15 protein-coding genes are annotated in these 18,840 nt (G+C 71.2%); 3 read left to right on the plus strand and 12 right to left on the minus strand.

The window, feature by feature from the left end; translation table 11 throughout:
* The 5 genes from ACIRRY_RS37705 to ACIRRY_RS37725 form a co-directional block, all read right to left on the minus strand.
* A complete protein-coding gene (locus ACIRRY_RS37705; protein WP_403982106.1) occupies window positions 1–522 on the minus strand; it encodes an MSMEG_0572/Sll0783 family nitrogen starvation response protein in 522 nt (173 codons plus the stop codon).
* A gap of 42 nt (window positions 523–564) precedes the next feature.
* Complete coding sequence (locus ACIRRY_RS37710; RefSeq protein WP_403982109.1) at window positions 565–1,380, minus strand: amidohydrolase family protein; 816 nt, start codon at window positions 1,378–1,380, stop codon at window positions 565–567.
* Window positions 1,381–1,401: 21 nt separating this feature from the next.
* Complete coding sequence (locus ACIRRY_RS37715) at window positions 1,402–2,718, minus strand: MSMEG_0569 family flavin-dependent oxidoreductase (RefSeq protein ID WP_403982111.1); 1,317 nt, start codon at window positions 2,716–2,718, stop codon at window positions 1,402–1,404.
* Complete coding sequence (locus tag ACIRRY_RS37720) at window positions 2,715–3,020, minus strand: MSMEG_0570 family nitrogen starvation response protein (protein ID WP_403982114.1); 306 nt, start codon at window positions 3,018–3,020, stop codon at window positions 2,715–2,717. The genes ACIRRY_RS37715 and ACIRRY_RS37720 overlap by 4 nt, the downstream gene beginning before the upstream one ends.
* A 145-nt stretch (window positions 3,021–3,165) precedes the next feature.
* Complete coding sequence (locus tag ACIRRY_RS37725) at window positions 3,166–3,657, minus strand: hypothetical protein (protein WP_403982116.1); 492 nt, start codon at window positions 3,655–3,657, stop codon at window positions 3,166–3,168.
* A gap of 200 nt (window positions 3,658–3,857) precedes the next feature.
* On the opposite strand from ACIRRY_RS37725, the gene ACIRRY_RS37730 reads away from it, so the two are divergent.
* Complete coding sequence (locus tag ACIRRY_RS37730; RefSeq protein WP_403982118.1) at window positions 3,858–6,005, plus strand: MMPL family transporter; 2,148 nt, start codon at window positions 3,858–3,860, stop codon at window positions 6,003–6,005.
* Here the strand turns inward: ACIRRY_RS37730 and ACIRRY_RS37735 are convergent.
* Genes ACIRRY_RS37735 through ACIRRY_RS37750 form a run of 4 tightly spaced genes read right to left on the minus strand, consistent with a single transcriptional unit; the run spans window position 6,002 to window position 9,758 of the window.
* Window positions 6,002–7,279, minus strand: a complete 1,278-nt coding sequence (locus tag ACIRRY_RS37735) for an NAD(P)/FAD-dependent oxidoreductase (RefSeq protein ID WP_403982120.1) — start codon at window positions 7,277–7,279, stop codon at window positions 6,002–6,004. The two genes, ACIRRY_RS37730 and ACIRRY_RS37735, sit on opposite strands and share 4 nt — an antisense overlap.
* Window positions 7,276–8,070, minus strand: coding sequence for an amino acid ABC transporter ATP-binding protein (locus ACIRRY_RS37740; protein WP_403982122.1), 795 nt, complete (start codon window positions 8,068–8,070; stop codon window positions 7,276–7,278). Before ACIRRY_RS37740 ends, ACIRRY_RS37735 begins: the two co-directional genes overlap by 4 nt.
* The gene (locus ACIRRY_RS37745; protein WP_403982125.1) at window positions 8,067–8,816 is read right to left on the minus strand and encodes an amino acid ABC transporter permease; all 750 of its coding nucleotides are present in this window, start codon (window positions 8,814–8,816) and stop codon (window positions 8,067–8,069) included. The genes ACIRRY_RS37740 and ACIRRY_RS37745 overlap by 4 nt, the downstream gene beginning before the upstream one ends.
* 9 nt (window positions 8,817–8,825) lie before the next feature.
* On the minus strand, window positions 8,826–9,758 hold the full coding sequence (locus tag ACIRRY_RS37750; protein ID WP_403982513.1) for a substrate-binding periplasmic protein: 933 nt from the start codon (window positions 9,756–9,758) through the stop codon (window positions 8,826–8,828).
* A 213-nt stretch (window positions 9,759–9,971) separates the two neighbouring features.
* On the opposite strand from ACIRRY_RS37750, the gene ACIRRY_RS37755 reads away from it, so the two are divergent.
* Complete coding sequence (locus ACIRRY_RS37755) at window positions 9,972–11,150, plus strand: CdaR family transcriptional regulator (RefSeq protein WP_403982128.1); 1,179 nt, start codon at window positions 9,972–9,974, stop codon at window positions 11,148–11,150.
* 12 nt (window positions 11,151–11,162) lie between these two features.
* On the opposite strand, the gene pepN is transcribed toward ACIRRY_RS37755, so the two are convergent.
* Together pepN and ACIRRY_RS37765 are read right to left on the minus strand one after the other, a co-directional pair.
* Window positions 11,163–13,598, minus strand: coding sequence for an aminopeptidase N (pepN, locus tag ACIRRY_RS37760; protein WP_403982131.1), 2,436 nt, complete (start codon window positions 13,596–13,598; stop codon window positions 11,163–11,165).
* Between the two features lie 164 nt (window positions 13,599–13,762).
* Window positions 13,763–14,524, minus strand: a complete 762-nt coding sequence (locus tag ACIRRY_RS37765) for an IclR family transcriptional regulator (protein ID WP_403982134.1) — start codon at window positions 14,522–14,524, stop codon at window positions 13,763–13,765.
* A 199-nt stretch (window positions 14,525–14,723) separates the two neighbouring features.
* On the opposite strand from ACIRRY_RS37765, the gene ACIRRY_RS37770 reads away from it, so the two are divergent.
* Complete coding sequence (locus ACIRRY_RS37770; protein ID WP_403982137.1) at window positions 14,724–17,567, plus strand: BTAD domain-containing putative transcriptional regulator; 2,844 nt, start codon at window positions 14,724–14,726, stop codon at window positions 17,565–17,567.
* Here ACIRRY_RS37770 and ACIRRY_RS37775 read toward each other — a convergent pair.
* On the minus strand, window positions 17,485–18,771 hold the full coding sequence (locus ACIRRY_RS37775) for a CynX/NimT family MFS transporter (RefSeq protein WP_403982139.1): 1,287 nt from the start codon (window positions 18,769–18,771) through the stop codon (window positions 17,485–17,487). The genes ACIRRY_RS37770 and ACIRRY_RS37775 overlap by 83 nt on opposite strands.
* Window positions 18,772–18,840 lie beyond the last annotated feature (69 nt).

Consider the following 18,840-nt stretch of genomic DNA (forward strand, 5'->3'; position numbering starts at 1 on the left):
TTACAGCTGGTAGGTGGAGTTGATGATGGCGCCCTTGCGCGCGTAGTGGATCAGCGCGTCCTGGACGTCCAGGGGGTGGGTCGGGATGACGCCCTCGATGAGATCCTCCTCGCGGGCGCCGTGCAGGGAGAGGCCGAAGCGGCAGCAGAAGACCTTGCCGCCCTCGGAGATGAACGTCTTGAGCTGGTTGTTGATGTTGTGCTCGCCGGGGAAGGCCGAGTTGCCGGTGGTCGGGAAACCGCGGGTGGCAAGGCAGTTGAGGGAGCCGGGGCCGTAGAAGTAGATGGCCGTCTCGAAGCCCTTGCGCAGCGCGCGGGTCGCCTGGAGGACGGCGACGAAGGAGACCGACGACTCGTGGGCGATGCCGTGGACGAGCGTGAAGTACGTCTCGCCGTCCTCGGCCTTGTAGTCGGGGAACACCTTTGTGGCGCCGTAGATGCTGGTGCCGTCCGGGAGGGACGGGTGGGGGATCTCATTGAGGGACTGCTGCTCGATCTCGCTGAGTTCGACGGTTTCGGACATGGCTGTCTCCTTGTGCGTGCCGGACTGGAGAGGGGAAATGGGTCAGTCGTAGAGCGCGGCGAACGTGTCCCTGAAGACCAGGTCGCCGAGTTCGCCGCCGCCGGTCGCTTCGGCGAGGCGGGCGTACTCGCCCGTGAAGTCGCCCCACGGCTGGTCGCTGGCGAAGAGCACCCGGTCGTGGCCAGTGCCGCGGTGCTCGATCTCCCGGGCCAGCCAGCGGGGAGTGAAACCGATGGCCCAGGAGAGGTCGGTGTAGACGTGCTTGCCGGCGGTGATCCAGTCGAAGAACCGGGAACCGGCGAGCTTGATGTGGCCGCTCATCCCGCCGCCGAAGTGCACGAGATGGACGGGGACTTGATCGGCGTACCAGTCGACCAGGTGGCCGACCTCGTCGATGTCGGAGGCGGCACCGGGGGAGGTGTGGACGTGCACCACCAGCCCGTGCCGGGCCGCCACGGCGAAGATGCGGTCGAGGTGCGGGCGGCAGGCCGGGTCGGTCGGACGGCCGCCGAGCAGGAAGCTCAGCTTGAGCGCCTTCACGCCCCGCTCGCCCGCCAACTCCAGCGCCTGGGCGGTGCGTTGCTCGTCCTCGGGGCGCGGGGAGACCCACAGTCCGGCCCGGATGCGGTCGTCGGTCTGGGCGGCCTCGATCGCCAACTCGTTGAAGGAGAAGGCGATCGCGGGGTCGGGCACGCCGTAGTTCGGGATGACCAGGGCGCGTTCGGTGCCCTCCGCGTCCAGGTCGGCCACGAGTTGCTTGACGGTGGCGCGGGCGGTGGTGTCGGGGTTGACCGGCGGGCCGCCGTAGAAGGGGTAGGCGGGCAGGACGCCGATGTGGCGGTGTGCGTCGTAGACCATGGGGTTTCCCGTTCCTCTTCCTCAGCCGATCGGGAGCGCGGAGGCGAGTTCGGTGGGGGCGCCGGTGAGGGTGCCGCAGACGTCGGCGAGGCGGCGGGATGCCTCGATGTGGTTCGCGAGGAACTCGGCGTCCCTGCCCACCGCTTCGAAGCGTCCCGAACCCCACGAGTGCTGCCAGGGCAGGCCCAGGAAGTACAGGCCGGGGACGCTGGTGGCGCCGCGCCAGTGCATCGGGTAGCCGCGGCCGTCGAAGACCGGTGCCTCGATCCAGCGGTGGTCGCGGCGGAACCCGGTCGACCAGACGACGGACGTGATATCGGCCTGGACCAGGTCCAGTTCGCGCGGCTGCTCGTCCGGTTCCCACACGGGCAGGTAGCGGGGCTCGTCCGGTGCCGCGATGCCCTGGGCGGTGATGTGGGCGTCGATGGCGTCCTTGATGCCCTCCGCCACGGCGTCCGCGTGGTCGAGGTTCAGCTTGAGGTCGTCCGCGAACTCCAGTGCGCTGCCGCCGACTTCGGTGAGCCGGCCGTAGAGGCGCATGCCGTCGCGGGCGAAGGCGCGCAGGTCGATGTCGCGGCCTCCGTCGCGTCCGGTGACGTAGTGGTTGACGCGCATCCGGACCGCGCCTGCGTCGTCGAAGTCGTCGATGCTCTTCGCGTAGTGGCCCATGTCGTCGAGCCAGGCCACACAGTCACGGCCGCGGTAGAAGCGGGCCACGCGCGGCGCGCTGCCGACGGCCAGGTGGACCTGGCGTCCGGCGAGGTGCAGGTCCTCCGCTATCTGGCAGCCGGACTGGCCGGTGCCGACCACCAGGACGGCGCCCGGCGGGAGTTGGGCGGCGTTGCGGTAGCGGGAGGAGTGGACCTGGGTGAGGGAGTGGGGCAGTCGTTGGGCCATCGAGGGCAGGGAAGGGGTGTGGTAGGGGCCGGTGGCGATCACCACCTGGTCGGCGGTGAAGTCCCCTTCGGTGGTGGTGAGTTCGAAGACCCCGCCCGGGGCGCGCCGCAGCCTCGTGACCGTCACGCCCTCGACCAGCGGCGGGCGGAAGCGGGCCACGTAGCCCTCCAGGTAGCGCACGATGTCGGCGCGGACCATGAACCCGTCGGGGTCGTCGCCCCGGTAGGGGTAACCGGGCAGCCTGCACTGCCAGTTGGGGGTCACCAGACAGAAGGAGTCCCAGCGGCGCTCGCGCCACTCGTGTCCGACCCGGTGGGCCTCGACGACCGCGTGGTCGATACCTCGTTCGCGCAGTTCGTGGCTGACGGAGAGTCCCGCCTGACCACCACCGACCACGGCCACCGGGAAGTGCGCGCCGGGCAGCCGTACAGCCGGGCTCATCGCGGACTCCCGTCGGCGCCGAGGAGCGACTCGACCGTGACCTTGGCGCCGCCGACGTCGCCGTAGGCGGCGGCCGTCCGTTCTATGCGCGCCAGTTGGTCGGAGGCGCCGGTGCAGTGGAAGCCGAACTTCTCCTTCACCCGTTCCCCGGCGATACCGAGGGCGGTGCGACTGCGCTCGACGAATTCGGCGAGTTCGTATTCACCGCCCGGGGTGAAGTAGTCCTCGACTATCGTGGAGGGGGAATAACAGCGCTGGGTCAGACCGTCGGGCCAGCGCACATCGAAATACATCTCGGGCATGACATCCTCCATGCCGCGCGCCGAGGCCTTGCCACCTCGCCGCTCTCCATGGCGACCAACTTCAGCCCTGAGAATTTCCGAACGAAGTCATCGGGAACAAAGGGGAGTTGCGAAAACCTCACCGTTGCCCGAGAGGCAAATACCGCTATTGGGTGAGCCTGGTGCCGGCTTCCACGTTCGGCCAGCGCGCGAGCGAGATCATCGCCATGACCCGGTGGATCAGATAGCCGGCCAGGGGCAGTTCGGCGAAGACCGCGAGGGCCGCGGCCGACCAGACGTCCGAGGTGCCGAAGGCGAGCGACACGTCGAACCACGCGTCGCAGATCAACAGCGCCGCCGAGAAGATCGCCGCCACGATGACCCCCCGGTGCCGCCGCCAGCCGAGCAGCGCGGTGGCCGCCATCGCGAGCACGAGGAGGACGTCGAACCCGACCCAGGTCGTCCGCCACTGGTGGACCTCGTAGCCGGACGGCAGCGTCACCGCAAGCAGGACGGTCCAGGGGACGAGCCCGACGGCACAGACGGTGAGCAGCTCCAGGGTGTGGCGCCGATGCCGCCGTACCCGCTCCAGCGTCTCGGGCGTCGGCGGCGGGACGTCTGCCACCTGGCGTATGTCGGCCTTCGACGCGTCGTTCACCTTGACTGCTCCGTTCTCAGGAGTCCGGCGATGATTCGGTGCCGACAGGCTAAACAGCCCTGCGCCGTGCTCTCTTCCCGAGGGGCGCGAACCCGGATTCTGTGCTTCCGGATCCCATCAAACCGGATGGATTATCCCGATAGAGGATGAACGGGGCGGCGGGCTAGACTCGCGCAACCTACGACCCGGGAAGGTCCGGCATGCGACGGTGGGCCGAATTCGTTCTGCGGCACCGCAAAGCGGTGGTGGCGTTCTGGGGCCTGGTCCTGATCGCCGGCATCGCGCTGGCCGGTCGGACCACGGACCGGCTGACGATCGACTTCTCCCTGCCCGGTCAGCCAGGCACCGTGACCGCGCACAAGATCGAGAAAGCCTTCGGCAGCGGGGGCGACACCAATCCGTATCTCGTGGCGATCACCCTGCCGGCCGGACAGACCGTCACCGGCCACGAGTCGGACGTCGGACGCGTGTTCACCGCCGCCGGCACGGCCGCACCGGGACTGCGGGTGATCGACGAGGCGAACACCGGCGACAAGGCGTTCCGGACGAAGGACGACCGTACCGCCTACGCGCTGGTCTTCTACCGGTTCAACCCGTCGCCCAGCCAGACACTGCTGACGGACCCGATCAAGGCGGCAGCCGAGAAGGCCGCGCCGGCGGGCGCGAAGGTCGGCGTGACGGGCGAGGACCCACTCGCCTCCGGCGGCGACGACGGCGGCGGGCCCGGAGTGCTCGGCGAGACGCTCCTCGGAGCCGTCGGCGCGCTCGCCGTCCTCGCCTTCGTGTTCGCGTCCTTCCTGGCCCTGCTGCCACTGCTCGTCGCCGCGGTGTCGATCCTCGCGACCTTCGTGATGCTGCTGCCGCTCACCTACGCGACCGACGTGTCCTTCATCGTGCAGTTCCTCGTCGCCCTCATCGGCCTGGGCGTCGCGATCGACTACTCGCTGCTCTTCGTCACCCGCTGGCGCGAGGAGCGCGACCGCGGCCGGGACAACCACGAGGCGGTCGTGGTCGCGATGGAGCACGCCGGGCACGCGATCGTGTTCAGCGGGGTCACGGTCGCCATCGGCCTGCTCTCCCTGGTCGTGCTGCCCGTCCCGTTCCTGCGCAGCATGGGCTACGGCGGCGCGCTCATCCCGCTCGCGAGCGTCCTGACGACGCTCACCCTGACCCCCGCGATCCTGGGCGGCATCGGGCCGAAGGTCGACTGGCCGAAGATCCGCCACGAGAACCGCGCGAGCCGCTTCTGGAGCCGTTGGACCGCCGCCGTCGTACGGCGCCGCTGGATCGCGGCCGGCGCCGCACTGGCCGCGCTCGCCGCCCTGGTCGGTGTCTTCCTCGGCATCAAGATCGGCCTCGCCTCCTCGGAATCACTGGCCAAGAGCGGTCCGGCCTACGAGACCCTCCAGACCCTGGAGCGCGGCGGTGTCCCGACCGGCGCGCTGACCCCGATGGAGGTCCTGGTCAGCACCGACCAGGCGAAACCGGTCGCCGCCGCGATCGCCAAGGTCGACGGCGTGAGCAGCGTGTTCGTGCCGTCCGGGCCGGCGGGCAACCAGGGCGGGCAGAGCATCGTCGTCGTCATCCCGGACACCGAGACGGTGAACTCGCAGAGCGTCGACGTCGTCAGACGGGTCAAGACCGTCACCGAGCACCTGCCCGGGGCCGTCGGCGTCGCCGGTGTCGGCGCGGCCCAGATCGACTTCCTGCACGCCGTCTACGGCAACTTCCCGCTGATGCTCACGATCATCGCGTTGCTGACGTACGTCCTGCTCGTACGCGCCTTCCGCTCCCTGCTGCTGCCGCTGAAGGCGGTGCTGCTGAACCTGATCTCGCTGGCGGCGACCCTGGGCCTGATGGTGCTGTTCTGGCAGGACGGCCACGGTTCCGACGCGATCTTCGGCATCGCCGCCACCGGGGCCGTCACGTTCTGGATCCCGATCATGATCTTCGCGTTCCTGTTCGGGCTGTCCATGGACTACGAGGTGTTCATCCTCTCCCGCATCCGCGAGGAGTACGACGCCGGCCTCTCGACCGACGAGGCCGTCGTCGAGGGCATCGGCCGCACCGGCCGGCTCGTCACCAGCGCCGCACTCATCCTCTTCCTCGCCTTCGCCGCGCTCGCCTCGGGACCGGGCACCGACCTCAAGACCCTCGCGACCGGCCTCGGCATCGGCATCCTGCTGGACGCGACCATCGTGCGGATGCTGCTCGTCCCGTCCCTCGTCTCCCTGTTCGGCGGCTGGAACTGGCACCTGCCCGCGTGGGCGGCCCGGCCGCTGCGTGTGCAGCCCTCCTTCCCGCACCCGGAACGGTCCGCTCCCGAGCCGACGCCACCGGCGGACTAGGCCCAGGCCCCTCGGCCGAAGCGGAACGGTATGAGCGCGTCCGGACGGTGGCCGGTGCGCACATACGCGGCGAGTCGATGCCCGGTCACAGGGCCCAGAGTGACGCCGAGCATGCCGTGTCCGGTCGCCGCGAACGCGTTGTCGTGCCCGGGAACACGGTCGATGACCGGAAGCCCGTCGGGCAGGAACGGCCGCCCACCGACCCAGGGATCGCGGATGAGGCTCACCAGGTCGTCCGGGTCGTCAAACCAGCGGCCCAGATAGTGCCGGCTGGCGAGCGCGACGGCGACGATCCGGCGCCAGTCGAGGCGGTTGTTGTTGCCGCTGAGCTCCATCGTGCCGCCGATGCGGGTGGTGGGCCCGATCGGCGAGGCGACGGCCCTGCGCTCGCCGAAGTACAGCGTGTGCCGGGGTGCCGGATCCAGGTCGACCGAGAAGCTGTAGCCCTTCCCGGCCTGCAACGGCAGGGGATGACCGAGTGAGCCGAGGAGGTCCGAGGAGCGCGTGCCGGCCGCGATGACGGTGGCCGAGCACGGGATCTCGCCGGTCGCGGTGCGCAGCGCGGTGACACGGTCGCCCTCGGTACGGAACCCGGTGGCCTCCGTGTTCTCGTGGATCTTGACCCCGGAGGCGGTGAGCGCCTCGCCCAGGGCGCGGGCGAACGCCTCCGGATCGACCACGCCCTCGCCCTCCACGAGATAGGCCGCGCGGACCCGTTCGGACAGCGCCGGATCGAGGAGGCGGGCCTCGTCGCCGGTAACGACGTCGTCCGGCATCGGGTAGCGGCCGTGCGCCATCTGCCGCTGGACGGCGAGATGGTGGCGGGCCTCGGCGGGGGAGAGGAACGCGTGCACCATGCCGGGCCGGGTCAGGCCCGTCTCGACTCCGGCCGCGCGCAACCCGTCGAAGAGGTCGAACGTGGTGCGGTTCAGCTCGGCGATCGCCGTGTAACCGCTTCTGAACGCGGCCGGGGTGCTGCTGCGCCAGAACCGCCACAGCCACCGTACGAACGCCGGGTCGGGCAGCGGTCGTAGATACAGGGGCGAGTCCGGGCGGCCCAGGGAGCGGAGCGCGTAGCGCACCACGCCGGGTGCGGGGACCGGGGTCGAATGGCTGAGGCAGACCCAGCCCGCGTTGCCCCGGGACGCCCCCGAGCCCAGCGCGCGCCGCTCGATGAGCTCCACCTCCAGGCCGGACTCGGCCAGGTAGTAGGCCGTGCACAGTCCCACGACACCGCCGCCGACCACGACGACCGGACCACCGAGCCCGGTCATGACGTGGATCCGTAGGCGGCCAGGAACGCGCGGGTGCGGGCCTGTTCGGGGTGGTCGATGACCTGTTGTGGTCGGCCCTCCTCGACGATCCGGCCGCCGTCGACGAAGACGACGCGGTCGGACACCTCGCGGGCGAAGGGGAGTTCATGGGTGACCAGCAGCATCGTCATGCCGTCGGCGGCCAGTTCGCGCATCACGCTCAGCACCTCGCGGGTTGCCTCCGGATCCAGGGAGGAGGTGGGTTCGTCGAAGAGCAGCACCTCGGGCCGCAGCGCCAACGCCCGCGCGATGGCGACGCGTTGCTGCTCACCGCCGGAGAGCCGGTCGGGCAGGGCGAGACCGCGATGGGCCACGCCGACCCGGCGCAGCAGGGCGACGGCCCGCTCCAGGGCCTCCAACTCCGGTACACCGGCCTTGCGTTGGGCGACCACGACGTTCTCCACGGCCGTGAGGTGCGGGAAGAGGTTGAAGCGCTGGAAGACCATGCCGACCGTACGGCGCAGCCCGGGCAGGTCGCGGCAGACCGTACGGCCGTCGCGGTGCACCACCTCCCCGGCGACCTCGACCGTGCCCCGGTCGGGTCGTTCCAGCAGGTTCACACAGCGCATCAGCGTCGTCTTGCCGCCGCCGCTCTGCCCGATGACGCTGACGATCCGGCCGCGGCCCACCTCAAGACTCACGTCGTCGAGCACGAGCCGCCCGTCGAAGGACTTGCTGAGTCCCTCGATCCGAACGACCGCTTCCGCGTGGGCGGTTGGGTCGGCCTTCGCCGTGGTGACGGGCTCGGTCATACGGCCGGCTCCTTCATGTGCGCTCCGAGGTCGGCGGCGAGCAGCGCCCGGGCCGCCCGCATCCTGCGCCGTCGCCAGGGGGACAGGGGGACGCCCGCCCGGACCTTGCGTTCCAGCAGGAGGAGGAGTTGGGAGAGCGGATAGCACAGGGCGAAGTAGATGGCGGAGATGACCAGATACACCTCCAGCGCACGGAAGGTGGCCGAGGTGATGAGCCTGCCCTCCGACATCAACTCCGCGGCGGACACCGTGACCAGCAGCGAGGTGGACTTCAGCAGGTCCACGAGCATGGTGTTGGTGCCGGCCAGCGCCTGCCGGACCGCCTGCGGCAGCACGATGTGGACGAAGATCCCCGCCTTCCCGATGCCCAGCGCCTCACCGGCCTCGGTCTGCCCGTCGTGCACCCCGCTGATCGCGGAGCGGAAGATCTCGGAGAGATAGGCGGCGTAGAAGACGACGAGGCTCAGGCACCCGGCGGTGAACACGTCCAGCCGGATGCCCGCCGAGGCCAGGCCGAAGTAGGTCAGGAAGATGATGGCGAGGAGCGGGACGTTCTTGAAGAGCTCCGTGTAGACGGCTGCGAGGGCACGCGCGGGCCACGCCTTGCCGAGCCGCAGCAGCGCCACGACCAGCCCCAGCAGAACCGCGCCGATGAAGCTGACCACCGTGTACGAGATCGTCCGCCACAGCGCGTCGATCAGGTCGGAACGGTAGTCGGACCAGGGGACTTGGAAGAGACCCGACATGTCAGCGCCTCACTTCCCGATGGACGGCGGCGTCCAGTCGCTCGGCCGGTCCACACCGCGCCGGGAGGTGGCCACATCGGCGGCGGGGGTGAGGAACTGCTCCGGATCTCCGCCGTACTTGGTGACGAGCTTCGCCAACTCGCCGTTCCGGTACATCGCGTCGATCTGCGCGGAGACCGCGCGCTCCAACTTCGTCGCCTTCTTGGGGAGATAGAAGCCCGTCTGGTACGGCTGGAAGTACTGGAGCGCCGGCTTCGCCTTGACTTCGGCGGCAGTTGGCGGGGTGAGGTACTCGGTGGCGATCTTCAGGTCAGGGCGCTGTTTCTGCGCCGCGATGATGATGAGGGGGTCCAGGAAGCCGACGTCGACGCGGCCCGCGCCGAGGTCGTCGAAGACGCCGTTCGCGTCCGGGTAGGCGTGCAGCTTCGCGCCGGGCACGGCCTGGATCGACTTGACCCAGACATAGCCGTCGACCGTGCCGAGGTTCAGGCCCTTGAGGTCGGCGAGCGTCTTGTAGGTCTTGCCGCTGCGCACCGCCATCGCCGGGGGCGAGTAGTACGGCGGATCGGTGAACAGGCCCTGTTTCTGCCGGTCGGCGGACCAGGCGACACCGCCGATCGTGATGTCCACGCGGCGGGACTGCACCCCGGCGAGCATGCCGGCGAAGTCCGTTACCTGGGGCTTGATTTCGAGCCCCAGCTTCTTGGCGACGTAGGTGAGGATGTCGCCGTCCAGCCCGACGATCTTCCCGCCCCGCACGGTGGTGTACGGCGCGTACGGCTGGACGGCGACCTTGAGGACGCCGGGGGTGAGCGTGCCCAGGGCGGCGGTCTTCGCGGAGACGTTCTTCGGGGCGTCGTCGCCGCCCGAACCACAGGCGGCGACGGTGGACAACATCAACGTCGCGGACAACGCCACGACGAGCGAGCGCACACGGATCATCGGCACGGGCCTTCCGTATCGGCACTGAGGGATCGGCACTGAAGGGACCCGCCGTTCACCGCGCTGTGCCCTCGGCGGGAAGTGATTGGGCCCAAACGCTAGGCACCAACGCGCCGTGCGTCATCGTCCACTTCGTACGAAGTTGTGGCCGGATTCATGCGGTCGCCTGTACGGTGCGTCCAATCCGGCTCGCCCGCGACGGGAGGAAAGCCCGTGCTCAGCCCGTCACTCGCCCAGGAGATCGCCGGGGACACCTCCGCCGTCATCGGTTTCAACGTGCTGATCACGGATGCCGAGGGGATCGTCATCGGCAGCGGCGACAGCAGCCGCGTCGGCAGCTTCCACGAGGCGTCCGTGGACGTCGTACGGACGAAGGAACCGGCCACGCACAGCGCGTCCCAGGCACAGCAACTGCGCGGAGTGCGCCCGGGAGTCACCCTCCCGCTGATCACCAACGGACAGGCCGTGGGCACGGTCGGCATCACCGGCACCCCCGCCCAGGTCCGCCGCTTCGGCCTGCTCGTCAAACGTCAGACGGAGATCCTGCTCCGCGAGTCCGTGATGCTCCGCTCCCGGCTCCTCGCCGAGCGGGCCGCCGAGAAACTCCTCGCCGACATCGCGTCCTACGACCCCCAGGTCGTCGAGGGCGACTTCCTCGTGTTCCGCGCCGCCGAACTCGGCTACGACCTGCGCCTACGACGGGTCGCCGTGGCCTTCGAGGTGACCGTGCCGCACCCCGCGCCCCGCCGGCAGGGCGGCACCCGGAACCGGGACATGACCCTGGTCCGCTCCGAACTCCTGCGCACCGTAGGGGAGTTCTTCGCCGACCCGCAGGACATCGTCGCCTCCACGGCGCCCGGCTGGATCGGCGTCCTGCACCGGCTGCCCGCCGGACGCTCCACGACCTCCCTCGTCGCCGACTGCCGACGGGTCACCGAGCTCATCGCCGCCCAGGACGGCCTCGCGGCCCGCGCCGGCATCGGCGAGGCGGCCACCGCCGTCGGCGGACTGCACGACTCCTACCAGGACGCGTGCGACGCGCTGCGCCTCGGCGCCCGGTTCGCGGACTCCGACCCCGTGCACCTGATCACCGACCTGCGCGTCCACCAGATGGTGACGGCGATGAGCCAGTCCGCCCGCAGCCGGCTGCTGGAACTCACCGCCACCGAACTGCGCGCCCAGCCGGACTGGCCGGCCCTGCGCGACACCGTCACCGCCTGGTGCGAGAGCGGCTTCAACCTCGTCCGTACCGCCGAGACCCTGCACATCCACCGCAACACCGTCGTCTACCGGATGAACAAGATCGAGCAGATCACCGGCCGCCCGCTCCGTGAGTACCGGACGGCCATGGCGCTCTATCTCGCTTGCCTGGCCGACCGGTTGGGGCGTTGAGTCGACGTCGGATCAGGGCTGCACCGTCCGGGCGCGGAGCATGCGGCCCACCTCGTCCGAGCGCTCCAGGAGGGTCGTACGGACCACCGGGACCGCCTCCCGGGACGCCTGCCGGGCCCGCTCGATGTACGTGGCGTCGATGGCGTGCGGCGGGAAGAGCCGGCTCGTGTAGCTCATCGCGAGGATCATGCCGCCCTGGTGCAGCTTCGGCACCGCCTCCAGGTAGCGCTCGGCGTAGGGGGACAGCAACGTGTCCTGTCCGGGACGCCAGAAGGAGGCCGCCACCAGGCCGACCGAGTTGATGGGGACGGTGCGGTCCACGACCAGTTGCTGCCAGACGTCCGCCTTCGTGTCCGCGTCCGGCAGGGCCGCCCGTACGGTGAGGGCACGGAGCCAGGCGTCGGGGTCCGGGTCACGCGCGAGCAGCCGGTCGGACTCCGCGGCGACGTCCCCGCCCAGTTCCGCCTCGCGGGCCAGCGCGCGCCAGCTCAAGTCCACGTCGTCACCGGCCTGTTCGCGGAGCCAGGCGAGATCGTCCGCCGACGTCGCGGTACGGGCCAGCCCGCGCAACGCGACCTGACGGCGGCCGGGGTCCTCGGCGAGACTCCGGCAGGCCGCCGCCACCTCCGCCGACAACGCGACGCGCTCGGCGGGCGGCGCCCACAACTCCGCGACGTTCGCGGCGAGGGTGATGTACGGCTCGATCACCGCGTCGGAGGTCTCGGCCCTCAGCACCGAGGTGAGGCACCGCCCGGCCTCCGCCGCCGTGGCCTCGCCGGTCGTGAGCATGTCCCACACGGTGGCCGAGGCCACGCCCCGGGAGATGGCCGTGGGCAACCGCGCCGCCGTACGGAAGAGGGCGTCCCTGGTCGTGGGATCCGGGCGGGTCGTCGCGAACGTCAGATCGTCGTCGTTGATCAGCAGCACGTCCGCGCCGGACGGCAGGCCGGTGATCGCGGTACGGGGCTCCGTCACCTCGACCCGCACCAGCGCCCGGCGTTCCAGCGCGTCACCGTTCTCGACGTACGCGCCCACCGCCAGCACCTGCGGACGCGGGCCCTCGGCGGCCACCAGCGTGACGGCGTCACCGTCGCGCTCCAGCGAGAAGCGATCGGTACCCGCCGTCTCCAGCCAGGCGGTGCGCCAGGCGTCCAGGTCGCGGCCACTGACCTCGGACAGGGCGTCGATCAGGTCCTGGAGCGTGGTGTTGCCCCACGCGTGCCGAGCGAAGTACGCGGCCATGCCGGTCCTGAAGTTCTCTTCGCCGACGTACGTCTTGAGCTGCTGGAGGACCGACGCGCCCTTGGGGTACGTGATGTTGTCGAAGATCGACGCGGCCTCGGCGACATCGTGGATGGGCTGGTGGATCGGGTGCGACGCGGGGCCCTGGTCGGACAGGTACGCGCTGATCTTGCCGATCATCAGATGGCTCGCCCACGCGTCCGTGTGCCGGGTGGCGCGCTCGGCCGCCCAGTGGCAGGCGAACTCCGCGAACGCCTCGTTCAGCCACAAGTCGTCCCACCAGCGCATGGTGACGATGTTGCCGAACCACATGTGCGCCATCTCGTGCAGCAACACCCGTGCCAGCAGCCCGTGTTCGGCGGGAGTCGGCTCGGCCCGGCGGAGGAAGACGTCCGACCAGGTCACACAGCCGTAGTTCTCCATCGCCCCGCCGAACTCGGGCACGAACACCTGGTCGTAGCGGCGCTGCGGGAACGGCATCGCGAAGGCCTCGGCGTAGAACGCGAGGCCCTGGCGGGTGAGGGTGAGGATCTCGTCGGCGTCGCGTTCGAGGACCTCGGCGAGCGAACGGCGGGCGTACAGGCCCAAGGTGTGGCCGTCGGTCTCGCGGCGCACCTCGTGGAAGGGACCCGCGTTGATGACGGTGTTGTACGTCGACAGGGGCGGGGTGTCCGGGAAGGTCCAGCGGCGGGTCCCGTCCAGCTCCTCGACGCGCGCGTCACCGGAGTTGCTGGTGACGGTCCACGCGGCCGGGGCCGTGACGGTGAAGGCGTGCGGGGCCTTGAGGTCGGGCTGGTCGAAGCACGCCCACACGAAGCGGGCCTCGTCCGGCTCGAAGCTCATCCACACGTACACCTCGCCGTCGGCGGGGTCCGTCGCCTTGTGCACGCCCTCGCCGGTCGTCGTGTCGGCCTGGACGCTCTCCACCCGCAGCACGTTGCGCCCGGCGAGGCCGTGGAGGTGGATCCGTCCGTCCTCGGCCGGACCGAGTTCGGCCCCGTTGAGGGTGGCGCTCACCACCCTGGCCGCACAGTCCACGAAGGTCTCCGCGCCCGGCTCGTGACAGGTGAACGCCACGGTGGACACACAGCGGACCTCCGCCCCGTCCGGCAGCGCGGTCAGATCGACGTCCACGTCGTACCGCTCGACCGCGACCAGCGCGCCCCGGCGCTCGGCTTCGGTGCGGGTCAGGCTTCGGATCCCCATGTGTCCTCCCTCGGCAGACAGCGGCCGTCAGCGTACGACGCGGATCTACGGCGAGCGCAGGGGTTTTCGCGTGTCCCCAGGCGTGCGGGTGCCGGTGCGGTCGATGCTCGACCCCGCACGAGCACCCGGCCGCACCGACACCCCGTTCCGTCACCCCCGTCCCGTCACCGCCTCCGGAGCCCCGCGCTGATCACCCGGCCCGTCCGGCGGGCGGTCTCCGCCAGCCGTTCCAGGTGGTGCGCCGGATCGGTGAGGACACACAGGGCCGCCACGGGGGTACCGCGCACCCCCAGCAGCGGGACCGCCGCGCAGCACACCCCGGTCACCACTTCCTCCCGGTCGAACGCCGCACCGCGCTCCCGTATCTCCGCCGCGTCCCTCGGCCAGGACGCGGGAAGCGGACCCAGCAGGGGTGCAGGAACGGCCGTGGCCACCAGGATCTTGCCCGCCGCGGTGAACCACGGCCAGGTCATCCGGGTCTCCAGCGGATCGGGCCGTTGGGCGTCCTCGGGACACCACTCCACCATCAGCGTCTCGCCCTTCCACAACACGGCGATGCCCACCGTCGACCCCGTGAGCTTCGCCAGCCGGCGCATCGGTTCCCGCGCGGCGGCGCGCAGTCTGGGATGCGGCTGCCACGCGCGCCCGAGGCGGAACATCCGCGGGCCCACCCGGTAACTCCCTCCGCACCGTTCCACCGCGCCCAGGTCCGCCAGTTGCTCCAGCAGCCGGTACGCCGTCGTCTTGGGCAGCCCGCAGTCGGAGGCCAGCCTGGTCGGCCCCGCCTCCACGGCCCGCTCCACCGCCTCCAGCAGTGCGAACGCGCCTTCCAGCACGCTCCGTCCGCCGGCGTTCCCCGTGGCGGCCGATGTGGCGGCCGATAAGGTCTCCGGCCGCCGTACCGGCACCCTTGTCGCAGGTGCCATCACTCCTTGTGTGATCACACGTCTCGCCCCCGTTTGCCTGTTGCGCAGCCGCCAGGCGACGGCCTTGCCGTCATGGCCGGACGGGACGCGGTCGGCGGCCCGTCCGTTCCCCAGCAGATTCGCATCGGGGTGTGACGGGAAACCTTGTCGAAGGCTTGTCGCGCCGCGTACACGTCCGTGGAGAAAGAGAGGAGGCTCTGTGCAGGGGGAGGCGCACACCATGGTGGACGTGCAGTTGCTGGGGCCGGTGGAACTGTCGGCGGAGGGGCGCGCTGTGGAGGTGGGACCGCCTCAACGCCGCACCGTGATGGCCGCGTTGGCGGTGGACGTCGGCCGGCCCGTCGCGGTCGACGTGGTCATCGAGCGGGTCTGGGGTCCCCGTGCTCCGGACGGCGCGCGCGGCGCGGTGCACGCCCATGTCGCCCGGATACGGCGGATGTGCGAGCAGGCCGCCGAGGCCGTGCCTGAGCCCTTGTTACTGGTACGTCGTTCCGGCGGCTACCTTCTGGAAGCCCGTCCGGAACAGGTCGACGTGTACCGCTTCCGGCAGTTGGTCGACCAGGCGCGGGCGGCGGGACCGGCCGACCCGGCGCGGGCGGGGCTGCTGCGCGCGGCACTCGACCTCTGGCGCGGGGAGCCGTTGTCCGGTCTGAACGGGGAGTGGGCGGCCCGGATGCGCGAGGCCTGGCGGCGTCAGCACCAGGACGCCGCCGTCGGCTGGGCCCGCGCGGAACTGCGCCACGGCGATCCGGCCCCCGTCATCGGCCCGTTGACCGGTCTGCTCGGCGAGTACCCGCTCGCCGAACCCCTCGCCGAGGCGCTGATGCGGGCCCTGCACGAGACCGGCCGCAGCGCGGAGGCCCTGGACTGCTACGCCGCCGTCCGCAAACGGCTGGCGGAGGAGCTGGGCACGGACACCGGACCGGCACTGCGCCAACTCCACCAGTCGATCCTGCGCGGCCACCGCTCCGCGTCGACCCCGCCCCCCGAACCGTCGGCGGTGACACGCCGGACCGAACTCCCCGCCCAACTCCCCATGGCTGTACGCGGATTCACCGGCCGTGACGGCGAACTGGCCCGGCTCGCCGCGATCCTCGCCTCGGCCGAGGGAGAGTCCGCCGCCGTGGTCATCTCGGCGGTGTCGGGCATGGCGGGAGTGGGAAAGACCGCGCTCGCCGTGCACTGGGCCCGCCGGGTGGAGAGCGCGTTCCCCGACGGGCAGTTGTACGTGAACCTGCGGGGATTCGACCCGCAGGGATCGGTGGTGCCGCCGACCGAGGCGGTCCGCGGGTTCCTGGACGCGCTCGGGGTACGACCGGATCGGATGCCGCCCGGGCTGGAGGCCCAAGTCGGTCTCTATCGAAGTCTGTTGACGGGGCGTCGGATGATGGTCGTCCTCGACAACGCCCGCGACGAGGAACAGGTCCGCCCGCTGCTGCCGGGCGCGGTCGGCTGCATGGCGCTGGTGACCAGCCGGAACCGGCTGACCGGTCTGGCCGCGACCGAGGGCGCCCATCTGCTCGCGGTGGACCCGCTGACACCGGCCGCCGCACGCGACGTACTCGCGGAGCGGCTCGGGGCGGTCCGGGTCGCGGCCGAACCGGCGGCGGTGGCGGACGTCGTCACCTGGTGCGCGGGACTGCCCCTGGCGCTGGCCGTGGTGTCGGCCCGCGCCGCCGCGCAGCCCGGCCAGTCGCTCGGCACCCTCGCGGAGGAACTCCGGGAGGCGGGCGGCCGGTTGGACGCCCTGGACGGGGGCGAGGAGTCCAGCCGGGTACGGGCGGTGTTCTCCTGGTCCTACAGCGCGCTCAGCCCGGCCGCCGCCCGACTGTTCCGCCTCTTGGCCCTGCACCCGGGACCCGACCTCGACCAGCGCGCGGCGGGCGCCCTGGCCGGAGCGCCCACCGAACGCGTCCGCGCACTGCTCGCCGAACTGACCGGCGGCCACCTGCTCGTGGAGCACGCTCCGGGTCGGTACGCCTTCCACGACCTGCTGCGGGTGTACGCCGCGGAACTCGTCACCGCGTACGACGACGAATGGGAACGCCGGTCGGCACTGCACCGGATGATGGACCACTATCTGCACTCCGCGCGGGCCGCCGACGTCCTGGTGACCCCGCAGCCCAATCCGGTGGAGTCGCGCGCGCCCAGAGCCGGCGCGAACGCCGTGGAGTTCGAGGACTACGACCGGGCGCAGGCCTGGCTGCTGGCCGAACACCCGGTGCTGCTGGCGATCGTGCGACAGCCCCAGCCCGGCTTCGACGCCCACGTGTGGCGGCTGGTCACCGTGCTGACCACCTTCCTGGACCGGCACGGATACTGGCAGGCACTGCTCACCGCCGGGCACCGCGCGCTGGCGGCGGCCGAGCGGGAGGGCGACCTGGCGGGCAGGGCGGGTGCCCACCGGGGTCTGGGGCTGGCCCTGGACCGGCTCAAGTGCCCCGAACCGGCCCGGGAGCACTACCTGCGCGCACTCGAACTCTTCGCCGCCGTGGGCAGCGACGCGGGTCAGGCCCGCACCCATCAGCATCTCTCGCGGATGTCGGGGGCCCAGGGCGACTCCGGACTCGCCCTGGAACACGCCTACCTGAGTCTGGAGCACTACCGCGCCGCGGGCGACCGGGCGGGACAGGCCGCGGCACTGAACCACATCGGCTGGCGGCAGGCGCACCTCGGCGACCATCTCCGCGCGCTCGCCCACTGCGAGCAGGCCCTCGAACTCGCGCGGGCGGCCGACGACGTGGACGGACAGGCCCACATCTCCGACAGCCTGGGCTACATCCATCACCAACTGGGCCGCTTTCAGGAGGCGGTCGACCACTACCGGCAGGCGGCCCAGCTCTTCCACGCCACCGGGGAGCGCCGCAGCGAGGCCGCCTGTCTGAGCTGCCTCGGCGACAGCCACCACAGCGCCGGCCAGTCCGACGCGGCCCACGAGGTCTGGTCCCGCGCCCTCGCCCTCACCGCCGAACTCGGCCTGCCCGCCGACGATCCGCTCCGTGTCGATCTCCAACAGCGGCTCCGGGAGCGGAAGGTGCCGTAGCGGATCCGGACCGGTCGCCGAGGCGGAGACCGAGGGCGATGCCAACTGCCGCGCAGGCACAGGTGATCCACCAGGTGGAGTGCCAGTCGCCGGTGCGGGTCGCCAGCCACGCGGCGAGGGTCGGGCCGATGAGACTGCCCGCGTTGAACAGTTGCTGGATCAGCCCCATGGTCGCGGGTGCGGAGCCCCCGGCCGGCGTCAGCTCACCGATCGTGCGCAGCAGGGTCGCCGGTATCGCACCGCCGGTCAGCGAGAACACCGCGACACACGCGAACTGCCCGGCGGTGCCTGCCGGGAGGCGGTGCCAGTCGACGGCGAAGGCCGGCACGGACGTGCCGGCCATGACGACGAACGCCGGGACGAGGAGGACGCGGGTGGGCAGCCCGCGGCGCATGAGCGCCGCCGTGGCGATCGAGCCGACGGCGTTCGCCGCGCCGACCAGCGCGCTGAGCACACCCGGCCAACCGCCCGTCATCCTGCCGTCGCGGTAGATGGTGGGCAGGAACCCGACCACCGCCATCCACGGCAGCGTGTAGCAGGCGAAGACGAGCCCGGCCGTCCAGGGGGCCGGTGCCCGGACGGTACGGCCGATCCGGGCGAGGGCCTCGGCAGCGCCTCGCACACCGCCCGCGTCGTCACGGGGAATCCGGGCCAGGACCCACGGCAACGGCAGCAGCGCGATCACGGCCATGCCCCACCACCACACCCGCCACAGCACCACCTGGAGCACCAGCGCGCCGACGACGAGCCCGGCGAAGGTGGAGATGCCCTGGTAGGCACCCCAGAAGCCCATCGCCGTGGTGAAGCGGCCGGGTGGGGCGGTGCGCCGGATCAGCCCCGGGCCCATCACCGCCACCAGGATGAAACCGGCCCCCTCGACCGCCCGCGACACCAGCAGAGGCGCCGCCGACCACGCGAAGCCGCCGCCCGCCGACCCCAGGAACAGCAGGACCAGCCCCGCGCTCAGACAGCGCCGCTCACCGATCAGCTCGGCCAGCAGCGATACGGCAAGTCCCCCGAGCATCCCGGCCAGTTGGACGATCCCCAGCAGGGTCCCGGCCTCGACCAGACTCAGCGACAGATCGTGCCGCAGGAACGGAACAGCCGGCGGCATCTTCCACACCTGCAACCCGGCAGCCACCCCGGCGGCAACGACGACGATCCAGGCGGTGCCGGTGCCGGAGGGGTGGGTCTGCTCGGGCATGGCGGGCGGTCCTTCATCAAGGAGGAGAGGTGAATTCCCCACCACCTTGACCACAGGACAGGGCAGTCG

Source organism: Streptomyces sp. NPDC101776 (assembly GCF_044766845.1).
Classification (GTDB): Bacteria; Actinomycetota; Actinomycetes; order Streptomycetales; family Streptomycetaceae; genus Streptomyces.

What these genes read in the sequence shown, in the direction of transcription:
- ACIRRY_RS37715 (WP_403982111.1), bottom strand. Translation starts at nt 2,718, where the DNA reads ATGAGCCCGGCTGTACGGCTGCCCGGCGCGCACTTCCCGGTGGCCGTG.
- ACIRRY_RS37705 (WP_403982106.1), bottom strand. Translation starts at nt 522, where the DNA reads ATGTCCGAAACCGTCGAACTCAGCGAGATCGAGCAGCAGTCCCTCAAT.
- pepN (WP_403982131.1), bottom strand. Translation starts at nt 13,598, where the DNA reads ATGGGGATCCGAAGCCTGACCCGCACCGAAGCCGAGCGCCGGGGCGCG.
- ACIRRY_RS37710 (WP_403982109.1), bottom strand. Translation starts at nt 1,380, where the DNA reads ATGGTCTACGACGCACACCGCCACATCGGCGTCCTGCCCGCCTACCCC.
- ACIRRY_RS37765 (WP_403982134.1), bottom strand. Translation starts at nt 14,524, where the DNA reads ATGGCACCTGCGACAAGGGTGCCGGTACGGCGGCCGGAGACCTTATCG.
- ACIRRY_RS37775 (WP_403982139.1), bottom strand. Translation starts at nt 18,771, where the DNA reads ATGCCCGAGCAGACCCACCCCTCCGGCACCGGCACCGCCTGGATCGTC.
- ACIRRY_RS37730 (WP_403982118.1), top strand. Translation starts at nt 3,858, where the DNA reads ATGCGACGGTGGGCCGAATTCGTTCTGCGGCACCGCAAAGCGGTGGTG.
- ACIRRY_RS37735 (WP_403982120.1), bottom strand. Translation starts at nt 7,279, where the DNA reads ATGACCGGGCTCGGTGGTCCGGTCGTCGTGGTCGGCGGCGGTGTCGTG.
- ACIRRY_RS37740 (WP_403982122.1), bottom strand. Translation starts at nt 8,070, where the DNA reads ATGACCGAGCCCGTCACCACGGCGAAGGCCGACCCAACCGCCCACGCG.
- ACIRRY_RS37750 (WP_403982513.1), bottom strand. Translation starts at nt 9,758, where the DNA reads ATGATCCGTGTGCGCTCGCTCGTCGTGGCGTTGTCCGCGACGTTGATG.
- ACIRRY_RS37720 (WP_403982114.1), bottom strand. Translation starts at nt 3,020, where the DNA reads ATGCCCGAGATGTATTTCGATGTGCGCTGGCCCGACGGTCTGACCCAG.
- ACIRRY_RS37745 (WP_403982125.1), bottom strand. Translation starts at nt 8,816, where the DNA reads ATGTCGGGTCTCTTCCAAGTCCCCTGGTCCGACTACCGTTCCGACCTG.